Source organism: Nocardia sp. CDC160, assembly GCF_035818795.1.
Lineage (GTDB): Bacteria > Actinomycetota > Actinomycetes > Mycobacteriales > Mycobacteriaceae > Nocardia.
In genome coordinates this window covers 69743-88075 of the sequence record NZ_JAYKYT010000009.1, presented here as the reverse complement: position 1 = coordinate 88075, position 18333 = coordinate 69743, and the positions used below count along the sequence as shown (strand labels likewise).

At 67.5% G+C, this 18333-nt stretch carries 13 protein-coding genes; 8 read left to right on the top strand and 5 right to left on the bottom strand.

All coding sequences use genetic code 11. The features are described from left to right. Positions 1 to 21 precede the first annotated feature (21 nt). On the top strand, positions 22 to 465 hold the full coding sequence (locus VMT40_RS36070) for a MarR family winged helix-turn-helix transcriptional regulator (RefSeq protein WP_326364148.1): 444 nt from the start codon (positions 22 to 24) through the stop codon (positions 463 to 465). 9 nt (positions 466 to 474) lie between these two features. Here the strand turns inward: VMT40_RS36070 and VMT40_RS36065 are convergent, their stop codons facing one another. Then, positions 475 to 1482, bottom strand: a complete 1008-nt coding sequence (locus tag VMT40_RS36065; RefSeq protein ID WP_326364146.1) for an alpha/beta hydrolase — start codon at positions 1480 to 1482, stop codon at positions 475 to 477. Positions 1483 to 1650: 168 nt separating this feature from the next. Further along, on the bottom strand, positions 1651 to 2529 hold the full coding sequence (locus tag VMT40_RS36060; protein WP_326313140.1) for a UTP--glucose-1-phosphate uridylyltransferase: 879 nt from the start codon (positions 2527 to 2529) through the stop codon (positions 1651 to 1653). Between the two features lie 230 nt (positions 2530 to 2759). Here VMT40_RS36060 and VMT40_RS36055 point away from each other — a divergent pair, with 230 nt between their 5' ends. From VMT40_RS36055 to VMT40_RS36045, 3 genes are all read left to right on the top strand, one after another. Beyond that, complete coding sequence (locus tag VMT40_RS36055) at positions 2760 to 4085, top strand: DNA polymerase IV (RefSeq protein ID WP_442790123.1); 1326 nt, start codon at positions 2760 to 2762, stop codon at positions 4083 to 4085. Between the two features lie 145 nt (positions 4086 to 4230). Then, complete coding sequence (locus VMT40_RS36050) at positions 4231 to 4731, top strand: hypothetical protein (protein WP_326364144.1); 501 nt, start codon at positions 4231 to 4233, stop codon at positions 4729 to 4731. A gap of 93 nt (positions 4732 to 4824) precedes the next feature. Continuing rightward, complete coding sequence (locus VMT40_RS36045; RefSeq protein ID WP_326364142.1) at positions 4825 to 8097, top strand: arabinosyltransferase domain-containing protein; 3273 nt, start codon at positions 4825 to 4827, stop codon at positions 8095 to 8097. A 67-nt stretch (positions 8098 to 8164) separates the two neighbouring features. Here VMT40_RS36045 and VMT40_RS36040 read toward each other — a convergent pair whose 3' ends face one another. After that, positions 8165 to 8875: a hypothetical protein gene (locus VMT40_RS36040; protein WP_326364140.1), complete on the bottom strand. Its 711-nt coding sequence runs from the start codon at positions 8873 to 8875 to the stop codon at positions 8165 to 8167. Then, the gene (locus VMT40_RS36035; RefSeq protein WP_442790122.1) at positions 8863 to 9810 is read right to left on the bottom strand and encodes a hypothetical protein; all 948 of its coding nucleotides are present in this window, start codon (positions 9808 to 9810) and stop codon (positions 8863 to 8865) included. The genes VMT40_RS36040 and VMT40_RS36035 overlap by 13 nt, the downstream gene beginning before the upstream one ends. An 87-nt stretch (positions 9811 to 9897) precedes the next feature. Here VMT40_RS36035 and lspA point away from each other — a divergent pair, with 87 nt between their 5' ends. The 4 genes from lspA to VMT40_RS36015 all read left to right on the top strand — a co-directional run bounded on the left by lspA (position 9898) and on the right by VMT40_RS36015 (position 13717). Beyond that, positions 9898 to 10500, top strand: a complete 603-nt coding sequence (gene lspA, locus VMT40_RS36030; RefSeq protein WP_442790115.1) for a signal peptidase II — start codon at positions 9898 to 9900, stop codon at positions 10498 to 10500. Continuing rightward, a complete protein-coding gene (locus tag VMT40_RS36025; RefSeq protein WP_326313146.1) occupies positions 10497 to 11423 on the top strand; it encodes an RluA family pseudouridine synthase in 927 nt (308 codons plus the stop codon). Before lspA ends, VMT40_RS36025 begins: the two co-directional genes overlap by 4 nt. A 40-nt stretch (positions 11424 to 11463) precedes the next feature. After that, positions 11464 to 12126 carry a hypothetical protein gene (locus VMT40_RS36020; protein WP_326364135.1) on the top strand — a complete coding sequence of 221 codons (663 nt, stop codon included), beginning with the start codon at positions 11464 to 11466 and terminating at the stop codon, positions 12124 to 12126. 100 nt (positions 12127 to 12226) lie between these two features. Next, positions 12227 to 13717 (top strand): HNH endonuclease signature motif containing protein, encoded by a 1491-nt coding sequence (locus tag VMT40_RS36015; protein WP_326364133.1) that lies wholly within the window; start codon positions 12227 to 12229, stop codon positions 13715 to 13717. A gap of 191 nt (positions 13718 to 13908) precedes the next feature. On the opposite strand, the gene VMT40_RS36010 is transcribed toward VMT40_RS36015, so the two are convergent. Beyond that, the gene (locus tag VMT40_RS36010) at positions 13909 to 18291 is read right to left on the bottom strand and encodes a hypothetical protein (RefSeq protein WP_326364131.1); all 4383 of its coding nucleotides are present in this window, start codon (positions 18289 to 18291) and stop codon (positions 13909 to 13911) included. Positions 18292 to 18333: the final 42 nt, after the last annotated feature.

Here is an 18333-nt window from a genome sequence, read left to right as displayed (position 1 = left end):
GCGAGGTTGTAGTCTACAACCATGAATGGTCACCCGGCATTCCCCGGCCGCGCCGATGCGATCGAGGTCATACAGCGCGAGCTCACCGCCTTTGCCCGGAGAGCCCGCGGGCGCGCCACCGAACTGCACCCGGAGCTGTCGCTGGTGGCCTCGAGCATCCTGGACCTGGTGATCGAGCGGGACGGCTGCCTGGCCGCGGATCTGGCGGGGCACTTCCACCTGGACAAGTCGACGGTCAGCAGGCAGGTGGCGGCGCTGGAACGGGACGGGTACCTGGCGCGGGACGTCGATCCGTCCAATCGCCGCAATCTGGTGCTGCGGGCGACACCGGAGGGCAAGCGAGTCGCCCGCGCGGCTGCCCGGAGTCGGACGGCCGCCTTCGCCGAACGGTTCCGCGACTGGGACGACGCGGATATCGACCGGCTGGCGCAGTACCTGGTCCGCTACAACGCCGCCGACGAATAACCCCGCGGCTCAGTCTGTTTCGGGCAGGTCCAGTCCCTTGGCCAGCACCGGCCACGACGCCCGCAGCGCGTCCTGCCAGTACCCCCACGAATGCGTCCCCGGCTTGGCGATGTCGAAGGTCGCCGGAATCTGCAACTCCCGCAGTCGCGTCTTGAGGTTCCGTGCGCACCAGTCACTGGCCGCCTCCAGAATCCCGCCCACCAGGATCTGTTGCGGCAGACCGCCGTCCGCGGGCCCGAGGCTGCGCACATCGGCCACATTGTCGTGCCGTCCGGGCAGGCCCGAGCCGTTGGAGACGTAGATTCCCATGCCGCGCAGCGCCTCCGCGTGCACGTAGGGGTCGTTGGCGGCCCACTCCGGATCATCCATCGGCCCGTACATGTTCACCGGATTGCCGCCGCCGATGGAGATCACCAGATTGGCGAACTTCTGGCCGACCGGATCGCTGATCTGCGCGCACCCGCTGTAGGCGGCGACCGCCCCGTACAGGCCGGGCGCGGCGATGGCCAATTGCAACACCGAGGTCCCGGACATGGACATGCCCGCGATGGCGTGAATCCCATTGGTGTCCAAGGCCGCGTCGACCAGCGGCGGCAGCTCCTCCGTGAGGAAGGTCTTCCATCTGGGCTGCCCGAGCTTGGGATCGGGTGTGCGCCAGTCGGTGTAGTAGGTGAACGCGCCGCCGATGGGCATCACCACGTTCACGTTCTTGTCCTCGAAGAACTGCGTGGAGTCGGTGTTCCGCTTCCAGGTGGCCGTATCCAGGCCGCCGCCAGCGCCATTGAGCAGGTAGAGCACCGGCCGCGGCTGGGAGGTGTCGGCGGGGCGCTGCACCTCCACCGTGATGTCGGTGTCCATGGCCGCCGAATGCACGTGCAGCGTCAGATTGCGGGCGTCGTGCACCTCGAAGGACCGAATGCTGGAACCGTCGTCGGCGACCGGGGTCGCGGCCAGGGTGGCGGTACTGGTGATCGGGTCGGGCGGTGCCCCGGAGGCCGTGCCCGCGGGCAGGGCCATGGTGAAAGCGCTGACCAGAGAACAACTTGCCGCCGCGAGCGCTGCCGCTCGGGTACCCAAACCGCCTAGCAAAACCGACCTTCGATCCACCGGGTGTCCCGACCCCGGATGGATGATCGCCGAAACCTGCCCCCATGTTTCGGGTTTCGACAAAATCGGTGATGTGATCTATTCGGCTACGAGTTGACGCAAGAGCGGACCGTACTCCGGATGCGCCAGCGCCGAGGCGAATTGGGCGGTCAGATAGTCGGCCGGGTTGCCGGTGTCGTACCAGCGACCGCGAATCACCTGCCCGTACACCGGGTTCGAGGCGGCGAAGATATTGATGGCGTCGGTCAGGTAGACCTCGCCGGTGCGGTGGGTGTACCAGTCGTCGACCTGCTTGCGCAGTTCCTTGATGATGCCCGGCGTGACCACGTAGCCGCCGATGGCCGCGAACGACGACGGCGCGTCGGCGGGCTTGGGCTTCTCCTTGAGGCCGCTGATCCGCATGAGCCCCTCGCTCACGGTCTCCTCCACCACCGGCACGCCGTAGCGCTGCGATTCGGAGGGATCCATGGGCATGAGCGCGAGCACCGGCGCACCGGTCTTCTCGTAGGCGTCCACGAGCTGCTGGGCGCGCGGCACCTCGGCGACGAACACGTCGTCAGGCCACAGCACCAGCAGCGGCTCGTCCCCCAGGTGACGCGCGGCATTGAGCACGGGCGTGCCATTGCCGTAGGGGCCGTGCTGGTCCAGGTAGGTGATGTGTCCGGCCCGGCCGAGCTCGCCGACCTCCTCGACGGCATCGGCGTAGGCGGCCTTGCCGTCGGCACGCAACTGGGCGACCAGCGCGGGGTTGGGGCGGAAGTGATCCTGGATCAACGACTTTCCACCGCTGACCACGATGGTGATGTCGGTGACGCCGGAGGCCACCAGTTCGCGGACGGTGTGTTCGATGACCGGCTTGTCGCCGACGGGGAGCATTTCCTTGGGAATCGCCTTGGTCAACGGCAGCAGCCGCGAACCGATACCGGCGGCGGGAATCACGGCCTTGCGAATGGTCATGGCTCGATCATCACACACGTCGCAGGTCGTACCTGTCGGTAGCCGGGCGTAAATTTCCCGTTGTGAACACTGCCGCCGCTGCCGCAAACCGGGACATTGTGCCTGGTGGAGCCGGTAATTCGGGGTCGCCGGGGGTGAGCGTGTCACTGGACACACCGGCAGCGGACTCGCGGCAAACCACCGGCGGACTCCGAGTTTCGGGCCAGCGCCGCTGGGTGCTGCACATAGATATGGACGCGTTCTTCGCCTCGGTCGAGCAGCTCACCCGCCCGACGCTGCGTGGCCGCCCGGTCCTGGTCGGCGGCATGGGCGGGCGCGGGGTGGTGGCGGGGGCCAGTTACGAGGCGCGGGTGTACGGTGCGCGCTCGGCCATGCCGATGCATCAGGCCAAGCGGCTGGTCGGGGTCTCGGCGGTGGTGATTTCCCCGCGTGGGGCGGTGTACGGCGAGCTCAGCGGTCAGGTCTTCGAGACCCTCCGGACGAAAATCCCCGTCCTGGAAACCCTCTCCTTCGACGAGGCGTTCGGTGAGCCCGCCGAACTGGCGGGCGCCACCCCCGACCAGGTCCTCGAATTCTGTGAGGCCCTGCGCACCGCCGTGCGCGAGCGCACCGGCCTGGTCGCCTCGGTCGGCGCGGGCAGCGGCAAACAGCTCGCCAAAATCGCCTCCGGCCTGGCCAAACCCGATGGCGTGCGGGTGATTCCGGCCACCGAGCAGGACAAGTTCCTCTCCGCCCTCCCGGTCCGCAAGCTGTGGGGCATCGGTCCGGTGGCCGAAAGTCGTTTGCGCTCATTGGGAATCGAGACGGTGGGCGCGCTGGCCGCGCTCCCGGAGTCGGAGGCGTCCTCGATTCTGGGCGGCAGCATCGGCGTGGCCCTGCACCGGCTCGCCCGCGGCATCGACGACCGGCCGGTGGCCGAGCGCGCCGAGGCCAAGCAGATCAGCGCCGAAACCACCTATGAGACCGACATTCTCAATCTGGCCCAGCTGCGGCCCGCGATCGAGGCCATGGCCGCCTCGGCGCATCGGAGGCTGACCAATGACGGCCGGGCGGCACGCACGGTGGTGCTCAAGCTCAAGAAGACCGACATGAGCATCGTGACCCGCTCCTCGACATTGCCCTATGCCACCGAGGATCTCGCCACCCTCACCGCCGCCGCCCAGCGCTCGGCCCTCGATCCCGCCGAGATCGGTCCGATTCGCCTGGTGGGCGTGGGTTTCGCGGGCCTGTCCGAGATTCGCCAGGAATCCCTGTTCCCCGAACTGGATCAGACCGTGGACCCGATCGGCGCGGTCTCCGAGGAACCCACCCTCGCCCTGCCGGACAGCCCGGATCCCGTGGTACCGCCCGCGACTCGCTCCTACACCACCGGAACCTGGTACCCGGGGCTCGATGTCGAACACCCGGAATTCGGTCACGGCTGGGTGCAGGGCGCGGGCCACGGCGTGGTCACCGTTCGCTTCGAAACCCGTTCGACCGGACCGGGTCCGGCGCGCACCTTCCCGGCGGATGATCCCGACCTACGCAGGGCGGACCCCCTCGACAGCCTGCGTTGACGCTGTTAAGACAGGTTTGCGCCAATTATGAGGATTCGGACTGAAAATGGCGCGTTATCGCTTGCGAAGGCGGCTTCTTCGACCCCGCGTTGGTAGTGTCGCGCTCGTTGTCGAACGGACCTACTCGAACGCAAAGGACGAGCAGTTGAAGCTTCAGAAGACTGGACGCATCGCGGTCGCCGCACTCGCGGTGGTGACCGTCCTCGGGCTGTCGGCGTGTGGGAGCGGTGACAAGAAGGACAGCAAGCCCACCAAGGCCACCACCTCGAAGACCACGGCCGCGCAGACGAGCTACCCGGCGGCCCCGACCGCCGCGGATCTGAACGCCGAGCTGCAGAAGGCGCTGGATCCGAATGTGCCGGACTCGCAGAAGCTGGACATGATGCAGGGCGTCCAGGCCGATCCGAGCCTGCCGAGCCGCCTGGCGGACGCCTACAAGCAGAACAACGCCACCATCACCGTCACCAATGTGACCGATCTCGGCAATGGCACCATCACCGCCGACGCCCAGATCGCGGTCAACGGTGGCCAGCCGCAGCAGGCCGTCGTGCCGTTCGTGGCCGAGGACGGCAAGTGGAAGGTCCAGAAGGAATGGATCTGCAACGCCCTGTCGCTGGCCAACCAGACCTCCCCGGCCTGCAGCTAGTCCCCAGGTGACGGGCCCGGCATCCGAAATCCGAGATGCCGGGTTCGTCCTCTCTTAGCGGACGATTATGAACTCCGCTTAGGATCTCCGGTCGTGACCGACGTGTTGGAGAAGGCGGGGCAGGATTCCGCCGGGAGTGCTGGTGCTGAACCCGAGAGACGAATCCGAGGGGGATGGGCCCGGCCGCTCGCTCTGATCGCCGGATTGATCGCCGTTGTTTCCGCGCTGGCCGTGCCGCTGCTACCGGTCGTCGTGGATCACACGACTCTGACGTGGCCGCAAGGCAATTCGACGCAGAGCATCGAGGCTCCGCTGGTGTCGTACGCGCCCGCCGCTTTCGACGCCACCATCCCGTGTTCGGCTGTGACACAGCTGGGTTCGAAGGGCGGCACGCTGGCCGCGACCGCGCCGAACGGTGCGCCGGATCTCGAACGGTACGGCTTCGTGGCGCGGGTCACATCGGGTGGCAAGCTGGAAGCGATCACGCACCACAAGACGCTGGTGAGTGTTCCGGTCGAGGAGCTGCCCGCGGGGTGCGCGCTCACCGTCCACTCGGACTTCACCTCCACCACCGCGACGCTGTCCGGTTCCACGGTCGCACCGGTCACGCTGAACGGCGATTACCGCCCGCAGATGGTCGGCATCTTCTCCGATCTGACCGTCTCCGACGGGGCCAAGGTCACCGCGCAGGTGGACAGCCGGTTCAGCTCCACGCCGAGCACGATCAAGAAGATCGCCATCTGGACCGCGATCATCGGCACGATCATCGCCCTGTTCGCGGTCTCGCGACTGGACCGGTTGGACGGACGGCGCAATCGTCGCTTCCTGCCGCAGCATTGGTGGACCTTCAAGCCGGTCGACGCGGTGGTGCTGGGAACGTTGATTCTCTGGCACTTCATCGGCGCGACCACCTCCGATGACGGCTACCAGTACGGCATGGGGCGGGCCTCGATTCACGCCGGGTACATGGCCAACTACTTCGGCTACCTCGGCGTGCCCGAAAACCCGGTCGGCACACCGTATTACGACCTGATCGGCCGCCTGGCGCAGATCTACTCGGCCAGCGCGTTCGTGCGTCTGCCCGCGCTGCTGGCAGGCATTGTCATCTGGCTGGTGCTCAGCCGCGAGGTGATTCCCCGGCTGGGCGCGCGGATTCGGCGCGACCGGGTCGCGGTGTGGACGGGTGCGCTGGGCTTCCTGGCGATCTGGCTGCCCTACAACAACGGTCTGCGGCCGGAACCGCTGGTGGCGCTGGGGCTTTTGCTGACCTGGGTGTCGGTGGAACGGGCCATCGCGACCGGTCGATTGCTGCCCTACGGCATCGCGATCACCTTCGGCGCGTTCGCCTGCACCGTCGGTCCGTCGGGAATCATTTGCTTCGCACCGCTGCTCGCCGGTATCCGGCCGATGTGGCGGATACTCGACCGGCGCGCAAGCGCATTGAGCAAGGCCGTTCCCGCCGGTTCGGGCGGCTTCACGGTCCTGCGCACCCGCTTCGGCGCGTATCTGACCCTCGCCGCGCCGCTGGTCGCGGCCGGTGCGGTGGTGCTGTCGATCATGTTCGCCGATCAGCCGCTGGCCTCGATGTTCGAGATGAGCCGGGTACACGACCTGATCGGTCCGAATGTGCACTGGGACGCGGAATACATTCGCTACCAGTACCTTTTCATGCCCACCATCGACGGCTCGCTGGCGCGGCGCTTCGGGATGTTCGCCTTCTGGATCGGCCTGCTGGTGTGCGCGTTCGTGCTGCTGCGCAAGGGCGGCCGGATCCCGTTCACCGCGCCCGGACCGGTCCGGCGCGTGCTGGGCACCGGTGTGGGCGTCATGCTGCTGATGATGCTGACACCCACCAAGTGGACCCACCACAACGGCATCTACGCCGGAATCGCCGGTGTCGTAGCGGTTTTGACGGCCGTCGCGGTCGGTCCGAAGGTCATGCGCTCGCCGCGCAACCGCGCGCTGTTCGCCGCCGTCATCGCCTTCGCCCTCGCGATCTCGTTCGCGAGCATCAATGGCTGGTGGTACGTCTCGAACTGGTCGATCTCCTGGAACGACAAGTCGCCGGTGCTGGCCGGGATCGAGGTCGACAAGATCCTGCTCGTGGCCGCCGTGGGCCTGCTCGGTCTGGCCGGTTGGTTCCATGTGCGGGCACCGCAACAGCCCGGCCCGCACCGGATCTCGAAGCTGGGTTGGCGCTTCGTCTCTATCCCACCCCTGACCGTGGCGGCGGCGTTCATGGTGCTGTTCGAGGTGGCCTCGCTGGCCAAGGGCGCGATCGCCCAGTACCCCGCCTACTCGCTGGCCCGCTCGAATATCGATGCGGTGCTGGGCAAGCCGTGCGGTCTCGCCAATGACGTGCTGGTGGAGGAGAACCCGAACAAGAGCATGCTGAAGCCGCTCAACGGCGACGCGCTCGGCACCTTCACCGCGGACGCGGTCGGCTTCACCCGGACGGGCATCGCCACCGATCTGCGCGCCGATGACGAGGTCGACACCGGCGGCAATGTCTCGGCGGCCGTCAGTGGCCGCTCCAGCACCACGGTCGACGGAACCACCACCGCGCCACTGCCTTTCGGACTCGACGCCGACACCCCGGTGCTGGGCAGCTACAACAGCACCGAGGCGGTCTCGACCCTGACCACCGGCTGGTACGCCCTGCCCGCGCAGCGCGACAGCGCGGGCATCATCGCCATGGCCGCGGCCGGACGCATCTACTCGGTCAACAAGGACGGCGTGGTGACGCCGGGCCAGAAGGTCGAGATCGAGTACGGCGTGCCCGGTCCCGACGGTTCGGTGGAACCGCAGGGCCGGGTCCTGCCCATCGATATCGGTCCCGCGCCGACCTGGCGGAACCTGCGGGTGCCGCTGAGTCAGATTCCGGCGCAGGCCACCGCGATTCGCGTGATCGCCGAGGATCGCGATAGCGACGGCAAGCAGTGGGTGGCGCTGACCCCGCCGCGCATTCCGCAGACCGTCACGCTCGAGGACTATGTGGGCCGGGACAAGCCCGTGCTCCTGGATTGGGAAGTGGGACTGCAGTTCCCGTGCCAGCGGCCGTTCGATCACCTGGACGGGATCGCCGAGGTGCCGGACTACCGCATCCTGCCCGACCGCGGCGGTGCGGCCATGACGACGCTGTGGCAGAGCCATGACGGTGGCGGCGCGTTGGGCTGGAGCTCGATGCTGTTGCGGCCGGTCACCCTGGCGACCTTCCTGGCCAACGACCCGCGCAACGATTGGGGCGAGTTGCAGATCCTGGATCGGATCGATCACTCGGCGCAGACGGCCAAGCCGATCGTGACGACGGAGACGCATTCGGGGTTGTGGAATCCGGGTCCGATCAATGTCAATGGCTGGCAGTAGGCCGTAAAACGAGCCGCCCCCGTCTCTTCGCGGAGACGGGGGCGGAGTCGTATTCGGGTCCTGTGTCTTACGGCCCCGCCGCCCCCTGCAACTTGCGCACCTGCGCCGCCGTCATCGCGCTGAGCTGTTGCGGGTCGGGCTCTTTCGAGTCCGAGTACGCGATCTGCACCACCGTCGAGCCGACCAGAACAATGGTCACGTCGGTGTACAGCGTCATTCCATCACTGGTGGTTCGCACCTGGAACGAGGTCGACCCGTCCCCGGCCTGCGGCTGATTCAACCCACCCAGCCGGAAGTCCACCTTCGTATTGTCGGCGTCCTTCCCGGAGTACTTGGTACACCCGGCGAGCAGCCCCTGCGCGGTGGAAAACGCCTGCGCCGCTCCGCCATTCGCGTACGACGCGGCATCGATGTCCACCGACGCGAAGTTCGAGCCCGCGAACTGCGCCGCGACCTGCGCGACCGCCCCCGGTGCCTGAGTCCCGATCTCCGCCAGCACCTTCGCGCACGGGGCCGGATCGGTCTTGGCTCCCGCGCCACCGGTGTTGCCCGGCGGCGGGTCGTCCAGCGCCGTGAATCCGGCGGGCAGCTGCGACACGTCCAACAGATCCGACCGCAAGGTGTACTGATCCAACGCCGGTGCCGCCGTACCCGGCGTCTTGGGCGTCACCGTCGGCCCCAGGCTCGGCAGCGGCGGCGCGGAATCCTTGTTCCCGCAGGCGGTGACCGTCAGCGCCAGCGCACCGGCCAGCAGCGCCAGCCGTGTCACGCTCCCCACTGCACCTCCGTGCGCAGGGTCTGGCGCAGCGTCACCGCGCTGCGCGGGTCGCGGTAGGTCTGATTGCCGCCCACCTCGACCGCGCCGGAAACCGGCAGCGGCAGGCCGAGATCCACGGTGACCTGTCCGGTGCCGTGCATGAGGTAGTCCACGATCTCGAGTTGGCCCGCCTCGTTGGGCAGCTTCCAGATGGTGGATTTCGGCGTCTGCGTCACATTCAATTCGATGGTGAGCAGGTTGCCGTCGCGGGCGGTGAGGGTGGCGGTGGTCACCTGCTCCAGCGGCACGGTGTCGGAAACCTGTTGCCGCACCGTCCATACCGCGCCCACGCCGACGGGCTCCTCGGGGAAGGCGATGGACTGGTACACCGCCTGATAGAACGACTGTTCCAGCGCGGCGCGCGCGGTATCGGAGGTGGCGGGCTTGGGGGCCAGCTTGAGCGCGGTGATCGCGCCCAGTTCGTTCACGTCGAAGCCGACCTGCGAACCGTCGGCGGGCAGCAGCGCCTTCGCCAGGTTCGGATCGGGGGAGGTGACATTGCCGAGGGTCAGTTCCACGCCGTCGTTACCGGCCGCCGCCACCAACGGAATGGTGACCGCGGGCGGGGAGATATCGCGCAGCGCCTGATTGTTGATCTGCTGCTCGATGTGGTGGTTGGTGCTCAGCGTCACCTGCTGCGAGGTGCCGGGCTCGAGCGTGCGCCGCAGCGGCGAGCGCGGCTCCGCGCCGGGATCGACGACGGTGGTGGTCACGGCCTCGATGGGCATGGTGACCTCTTTGTTGAACCCCACCGGCTCGGTGCCGTCGGATTCGACCGTGCGCTCGGAGACATCGCTGCAGCCGACGCCGAAGGCGGTCAGGGTCATCGCGAGTACCAGCAGCAGAACCCCCGTCCGGGTGTTGTGCGACCTGGTCCGCACCGGGGATGAAGACAACACCGTCACGTCGAACAGGTTACGGCGCGATCCTGAAAAACAGCTGGGATCACGAGGGGGACGGGTATTCGGCGTTGCTCTTCGGGGATGAGGAATGATGTCAGGGTGAGTACCGACCGGCCGCGCGAAACCGACGCAGAGGATCCAGCCGAGAATCAGCCTTTGGAGCAGCGACCCCGTCGCCTGCGGACCTTGCTGATCGTCGCGGCTGTCCTACTCGGTCTGGACCTGCTGACCAAGACCATCGTGGTCGCCACCATGACCCCGGGGAAGCCGATCTATCTGATCGGCGACTGGGCGCGACTGACGCTGACCCGCAATCCGGGCGCGGCGTTCTCCATGGCCACCGGCATGACCTGGCTGCTGACCCTGGTCGCGGCGGCGGTCGTGATCGGTGTCATTCGGATCGGACGCACGCTGCGTTCGCTGCCGTGGGCCATTGGGCTGGGCATGGTGTTGGGCGGTGCGCTCGGCAATCTCATCGACCGGTTGTTCCGCGCGCCGGGGCCGCTGCAGGGGCATGTGGTCGATTTCGTGGCGGTCGGCTGGTGGCCGATATTCAATGTGGCCGATTCGTCGATCGTGTGCGGGGCGATTCTGCTGGTCGCCTTGACGGTGTTCGGGTTCGAGCCCGACGGCTCCCGCATGCGTCGCGAGCACGCGTCGAGCGCGGAAGGGGAGGCGGCATGAGGGAGACCCGCAGCATGCCGGTGCCGGACGGGCTGGACGGCATGCGTGTCGATGCCGGGCTGTCGCGGTTGCTCGGGCTCTCGCGTACGGCCGTGGCCTCGATGGCCGAGGAAGGGGCCGTGCAGCTGGACGGGGTCGCGGCCGGGAAGTCGGATCGGCTGACCGCCGGGTCCTGGCTGGAGGTCGAATTCCCGGAGCCCAAGCGGGAACTCACGGTGGAGGCGACGCCGGTGGAGGGGATGAAGATCCTCTACGCCGATGACGACATCGTGGCGGTGGACAAACCCGTTGGGGTGGCGGCGCATACGGGTGTCGGGTGGACCGGGCCCACCGTGGTGGGCGGGCTGGCGGCCATGGGGTACCGGATCTCGACCTCGGGAGCCCATGAGCGGCAAGGGATCGTGCATCGGCTGGATGTGGGGACCTCCGGTGTGATGGTTGTCGCGCAGTCGGAGCACGCCTATACGCAGTTGAAGCGGGCCTTCAAGTACCGGACGGTGGAGAAGAAGTATCACGCGTTGGTGCAGGGGCATCCGGATCCGTCGAGCGGGACCATCGACGCGCCGATCGGGCGGGCGCGGGGGAACGACTGGAAGTTCGCGGTGACCGCGGACGGGCGGCCGTCGGTGACGCATTACGACACCATTGAGGCGTTTCAGTCGGCGTCGTTGCTTGACATTCATTTGGAAACAGGTCGTACGCACCAGATTCGGGTGCATTTCTCGGCGGTTCGGCATCCCTGCTGTGGCGATCTGACCTATGGTGCTGATCCTCGGCTGGCCGAGCGGCTCGGGCTGGAACGGCAGTGGCTGCATGCTCGGCAGCTGGGGTTCAACCATCCGGCCGATGGGCGGTGGGTGGAGATCACCAGCGAGTACCCGGCCGACCTGGAACACGCGCTGGACGTGCTGCGCGCGCACTGAGTTCAGTGGGCGTCGAGCACTGAGTTCGACGGGAGAATCCGTGGAGGCACCGACGCTGCGGCGGGCGGGGATCGCGGCCGTGGCGGTGGTGGTCGCGGTGGTGATCGTCGTGCTGGGGTGGGCGATTCCGCCTCGGGCGGCGGTGATTTCGACCGATCGGTTGGGGCCGGAGAGCGGGGAGGCGGTTTCCCGGTATTTGGATCGGGCGCGGGAGTCGTTGCGGGGAAACGACGGTGGCGGGCATTGGGCGTTGCTGTCGTTCACGCAGGGGGTCAGTGCGGAGCGGATTCCGGAATTCAGTGGGGGGCTGCGGATCTCGCAGGTGCTGTATCACGTGGCGGTGGATCGGGTGGCTACGCCGATCGTCGCGATCGGGGTGCCTGACGGCGAGCGGGTGGCGGTGGAATCGGTGAAATCCGCTGCGGCGCAGATGGAAGCGACTCCTACCTTCGATGAGCGGTCTACTCGGGTGGCGAAGCTGGTGGGTGCGCGGCTGCGGGGGAACTGCGCGTGTGTGGTGGGGATCGTTCTTCAAGGGAACCTCGATCAGCTGCGAGATCTGGCTGCTCTGAACGGGGTTCGGGCGGTGCAGGCGCTTCCGGGGGATGCTTCGGCGGGGGTTTTCGCTGTGTCGCCGTTGTTGCCGGAGCAGGTGGAGTCGGCGAGTCCCGCACCCGATGATGGGCCCGTTCCCGACAACTGACTAGGGCTGGATGGCGAAATCTCTTGGTAGCTGGGGATTTACACAGCGTGTTGCTTTGATCGTGCTGTCGTGTCATGGGGGTCGAAAGTATGATCGAAATATGACCGGGATCGCTGATGACGTGCTCTTCGCCACCGAGGTGGTGGAGGAGCTGCGCGCGGTGCACTCGGAGATTGCTGCCTTGCAGGCCAAGGAAGTTGAGTTGATGACGCTGCTGTATCAGGTGCGGCGTGCGGAGCAGCTGGATCTCGGCGTGGGGGAGTTGTATGCGGGTGAGGACGCGGCCACCGAGATCGGGATTGCGCTCAAGGTGTCGCAGCGGTCGGCGGATGGGCTGATCGGGCTCGGGTTGGGGCTGGAGAACCGGTATCCGCACACCCGGGAGGCCTTCGCGGCGGGGCGGATCGATCTGTCGCAGGTGCGGGCCATCAGTGACACGTTGACCAACGCCCCGGAGGACATGCTCGCGGAGTTGGAGCCTCGCCTCGCCGACTACGCGGAAAAGTCTGAGCCACAACGAATCCGACGGACTGGACGCCGCTGGATGCTGGAGTCCGATCCGGAGGGCCAGGCCCTGCGGCGCAAGGAGGCCGAGGCCGAGCGCTTCGTATCCGTTCGCGCCGCCGATAACGGCACCACCGAACTCGACGGTGTCCTGACCGCCCATGGCGGCCGCACCCTCTACGAGCGCCTGCGCGAAATGGCCGTCACCGAATGCTGCGGCAACGACCCCCGCACCATGAACCAGCGCCGCGCCGACGCCCTGGTCGCCCTCGCCGACGGCAGCGGCCGCCTGATCTGCCAATGCGGCAACCCCGACTGCCCGCGCCTGCCGACCGAGCCTGTCCCTACTCCGCGCAAAACCCTTGTCCAGGTGGGAGTCTCGGCCGAAACCCTGGCAGGCCTGCAAGACAACCCCGCCCTCCTCTCAGGTTTCGGCGCGATCGACGCCGACCTGGCCCGCCAACTCGCCCGCCTCGCCAAGATCGACCTGATCCCCGAGAACCCCACCGCTGAAATGACTTCCGAGTCCACCGGAAAGTCTTTCGTGTCCACCGGACGGACTTCGAACGCGACCGGACAGCCCTCCACCGCGGAGCACCGCTATCGCCCCTCGGCGCGCCTCACCGCCCGTGTCCGCGCCCTCGACGGAACCTGCCGCGCCCCAGGCTGCCAGGTCCCGGCCGCAGACACCGACCTCGACCACCAAGACCGATTCGACCACCACAACCCCACCACTGGCGGCCCCACCACCGAATCCAACCTCGGTGCCCGCTGCCGCCGCCACCACCGCCTCAAGACCCTCGCCGACAACGGCGCGAACCGCTGGCAGATCACCCACCGCCCGGACCGCGTGGTCGAATGGTGCACGCCCTCAGGTGATTCCACCACTACAACCCCCGAGGGAACACCCTTCCTCTTCCCTTCGGTGCCGGTACCACCCGTCACCGCCGCCGGTGTCCCGGACGTCCAACCCACCGGCTCCCTCCTCGACCCGGGTCCTCTCGTCAACGAGTTGATGGACCTGGTCCAGGCCTACTGCACTCCCTCCCAACGCCGCGCTCACCGCCGCGCCCGTCACAACATGTGATTCACCCGCCCGAGGCCGTGTAACTCGGGGGAAGACTACTTGCGTGCATGTCTGCCAACGGGCTTGCTCTCGGAGTGCAGGTACCGGAAGTGTGGTCACCTCGCCTGCCCTACCGCACTTGGGCTGACGCCCGGCTGGGAGCCGCAACTCACCTCCCAGCCCACGGACTGCACGGATCACCTTTTAGAGATTTACGCCAGACGGACACTCTTGGATTCCCAAGCGGTGGTGAACATCTCGTGGAGGGGGATGGGGGGATGGATGGTGGTGAAGGGGGCGATTATCTCTTTGTCGTCTATGCGGACCAGGTGGGTGGGGAGTTTTGCGGTTTCCATGGGGAGGTGGGGTTTCGGGAGGTTTTCTGTCCACGGGCCGGGGATGAAGGCGGTGCGTCCGGCTCGTGGGCGCTTGTCTTCTACGGCGAGGCCCAGGGAGGTCAGTTCCTTCTGAGCCTTCTTGTGTACGGCGGGGGTCCAACCGTTCCAACGGCGGACATTGCGGTCGGTGGGGCGGGCGAGGGTGAGCAGTTGGAGGTAGAGGGCTGCGGCGTCGGAGGTGGTACCGGTCGCGGCCGATACCTGTTGTACCAGTTCGGGGACGCTTTGGCGGGGGTTGGCTTCGTAGTGGCCGGGCGCGACGGGAGTGGTGGCGGCCCTCTCGACCATTCGTGCCAAGCCCGTGAGAAGGGTTTCTTCGCAGCGGATGTCGTGAGCCACTTCGGTGTATCCATGGTCCGTGCACGTCCGCAGGCTCGCGGAAAGTTTCTCCTGATCGGTGAGGGCTGCGGGACGGAGGAAGATCGACCTTTGCCAGTCGTGTCCGTCGACTATGACGAGACCATCGTCGTAGACGATCCGGTCATAGGGCGCGTCATCGTGGGTGTTCGGCCCGAAATGCTCGGGGGTGACACGTGTTCGGCTGAGCGTCACGAGCAGTTTCGGGGCTTGCAGGCGCTCGTGTAGGCGCTCGTACAACTCGGCGATTCCGGTGCTGGCAGGGTCGCCCACGGGACGTTCGGTGAGTGCCCATGCCAACGCGGTGGCCAGGTCGCGGTATGGATTCCAGCGCCCGAAGTTCTGACGGTGGGAACCAACCTGAAACACCTGCAGCCAGCTGTCCCGGTACAACCGCAGCTCGCACCGCGTATCGGTCTTGGCGATCGGTGACGCGCCGGGATGCGCCAGTGCCAGTGCGTAATTCGGGTGCAGGCTCGTGGTGGCCTCGAGTTCGGCCGTGAGGTCTTCGGGGACGTGTAGCCGCGGACCGATAATGTCGTTCCAGACTTCGGCCATGCGTTCCGCGGCCGCGAGTTCGCCTGCCTCGGTCCACAATTCGGCCGGGTCGTCGGGTATTCCGGCGGCGAGGATGCGGCGACGGCCGGACCATCCGAGGTTTGCGGTCAAGCGTTCGTGGAGGTCGGCGACCTCGCGGGTGGCGCGGTATGGCTTGGTGCGCAGCATCTTCTGGTGCTCGTCGTACAGGTGCGCGTAGCCGCCGCCGAAGTGGCAGCGGCGGGGGAGGCCGTCAAGGACCAGGCGGGCGATTGGTTCGCGCATGCCGGTGCGCTCGGCGAAGAGTTGGACGGCCTTCTCGCCGGGGATGCGCGGGCCGTTGTGTGCCAGGAGGTCCAGGATTCGCTCGATACGGGTGGCGTCGTCGCGGGCGATCGTGACGGTGTCGGAGGATCCCAGCCGCCACTCGCCGGGCTGCGCGAACGGTTGTGCGGCCCAGGTGCGTAGCAGTGCCACCAGGGCGGTGCGGTGGTCGTCGGGCGTGCGGCCGTTGATGGCTCGCCAGGCGACGGCGTCGATATGGCCCAGGAGTGGCGTCCAATCGATCGGCGGGGCGGGCGGGCTCATGCGGCGCAGGGTCTCGTCGATGGCTCCGGCCAGGAAGCGGCCGTCCGCGGCGATGGCGGTGATGGTGGCGGGCAGGACGCTGGGCTGGGCGTCTCTGGGTTGGTCGAGCAGGCCGAGCAGGGCGGGGAGGAGATCGGAGTCCGGTGCGGCGGCGGGTGGGGTGATGAGGTTTCCGGAGCGCATGGTCGCGACCCGCTGGGAGAGTCGTTCGCGAGCTTGGGCCAGGCGGGCGGCCCGGTCGACTTGGCCGCGCACGTCGTCGGCGAGTGTGGGGTCGGTTATGCCGGGCGGAAGGACAGCGTCGGTGAGGAATGCGCGTACGGCCGCATCGTCCAGGGTCCGCAGTGCTCGGGAGCCCTCGGTGTCGCGGGGAGTCAGGAAGTGCCAGAACGCGGGTGGTGGGTAGGAGGCTACCGACCCGGGGTCGGCGCGGACCTCCCAGAGCGGACTCGAGCCATCGTGCACGCGCATCGGGGCTATACCGCTGGTGCTGTAGGTGGAGCCGTAGTCCAGGAGCAGATCTGCTTCACCCTCGGGGAAGCGGACGATGGCGATGGGATCGGGCGCACCACGTCCGCCCGCGTAGGTGGCGCGGCGGCCGTCGGTGCCCTCGAGGACGTAGCCGGTCCAGCCACCACGGTCCCGGAGGACTCGGTAGCCGGTCATACCGGCCGCCGCGCCGAGCGGGGAGGAGGTGACGCCCTCGGGTAGCCGGGCGTAGGACAGCAGCTGGTTGACCAACTCCTTGTCCGCGGGGACGTCGTATTCGGTGAAAAAGGCTGGTGGAGAACCGAGTTCCGCGCGGGTACCGGTGGTGGGATCGATCTCGGCCCAGTACTGCAGGCCGGACCGGTAGCCTTCGAGGCTCCAGATCCGTTCGCCGTCGCTGAGCTGGAACACAGTGTCCGCGACGCCGATGCGGTCGCCGGGGCGGAGGATCCGCTGGCCGTCGTGTCGACCGTCCGGGGTCGCGAATTGGTACCCGAGCCCGCCGTCGTACTTGTGGTGACACGAGGCCATGCGGTAAGACTCCGCGGGCGAGAAGACCTCGCCGGGTGCGCTGGCCCAGAATGCCTGTTCGGCATAGCGTTTGGTGGCGCTGTAACCGATCAGGAAGTCGCCGCCCGCGTAGAACACCACGTGTGACTCGGTTTCGCAGGGGAGCGTGAAGCTGGTCTCGGCCACGATGCCGTGCGGGTCGATGACTACGGCGCGGTCTTGGCCGTAGAGGGTGAGCATGGGCCAGGTGGCCGTCATGCCGTGGACGCGGCCGAGCGTGGCGAAGGCCTGTTCCCAGGCGGGCCAGTGGAATTCGGCGGGAATCCCGGCGCGGAGGGTGCGCAGGAGCGGGCCGGTGCCGTCGAGGGCGGCCAAGGCCTCTTCGATGCCGTCCAGTGCCTGTACGGTCGGCAGGTCCAATAGGTCGTCGAGTTCGGTGAGGGCCAGTTCGGCGTCGAGGAGGCCGCCGTTCGCGACCCGGTCGATGAGGGCGACGATGCGGGCGCGTACCGAGCGTTCGATGCCGGGATTGTGTGGCAGCCGGACGATGGCGGTGCTGGTGGTTTCGCGATCGGCGTGCACGGTGCTCTCGAGTCGCGGGCCGAGCACCGGATCGGCCGCCAGCGCGATCAGGTCGCGCTGGGATTCCGCTCCCCAGAAGTGCAGTTTCTCGCCGTCCGAAACGTCCACGCCTACGCCTGCCGCCAGCAGTGCGTCGGCGACGTCCGCGTCGATGTGGACGTGCCGGTATCGGCCCCACGACAGGGAGACACGCTCGCCGGATTCCTTCAGGCGCGGGCCGATTCGTTCGATCAGGTCGAACAGTTCCGGCGGCATGGGCTGTTTGGTAACGCCACCGTAGGACACCTGCACATAGCAGTACATTCCGAAGAAGCGGCTGATCCAACCGGCCAGTCCCGCCGGGGGAAGGACCGTTCCGTCGGCCATTCGGTCGATGGCTCCGGCGGCGTCCAGCAGGCGAATGAGCGCCGCGCCGTCGGTGGCGGTGGCCGGGAAGAGATTCAGCAGTGGCGCTACGTCGTCCACCGGGCATTGGGCGAAAACCCTTGCCGCACCGTCGAGCAGGCCGTCGGGGACCTTGGCCGACGTGCACACCCCGAGCACGTCGGCCAGCACCCTGGCGTCCTCCTCGATACCGAGTTCGGCCGCCTTCGCCGAGGCGCGTACTCGCCGGTGCAGATCCGCGCCCAGCGCCGCACCGCCCTGCGCGAGGGCCATCAGTAACCGCACGAACTCGTGATGAGCCTCGGCGGCGGATCCCACGGTCGCCAGCCAACGCTGGTGCACCGCCACCTCTTTGACCGGGAGCGTCCCCGCACGGGCGAAGAGCAGCGTGTTCTCCCGGTGGTAATCCACGTGCACCGGTAGCGAGTGTTCCCGCTCCGCCGCCCTCGCGAGGCCATACACGCTGATCGCCGCGGTCCGGTACCGCGTGTCCCACTGCGAATGGCCCGCGCTGGCACTCATCCAATGCCCGACCATGTCCCAGAACCACGGCCGATGTCCCTCGGGCAGTTCCCGTGCCCGCCAACTGATCTCATCCACGAAAGCCCCCGGCTTCCGGGCCTTCCGAAACCCAGCGACAAGCGTCTCGACCAGTTCCTCGGCACTGTCGATCACCCCCGGATCGAACTGTCGTACCCACTCCAGATAGAGCCTCGAGTTCAGCGGATCGGACGGCGGCAAGATCGACATGCCGCGAATTCTCGCAAAGGGGACCGACATTCAGGATCCGCG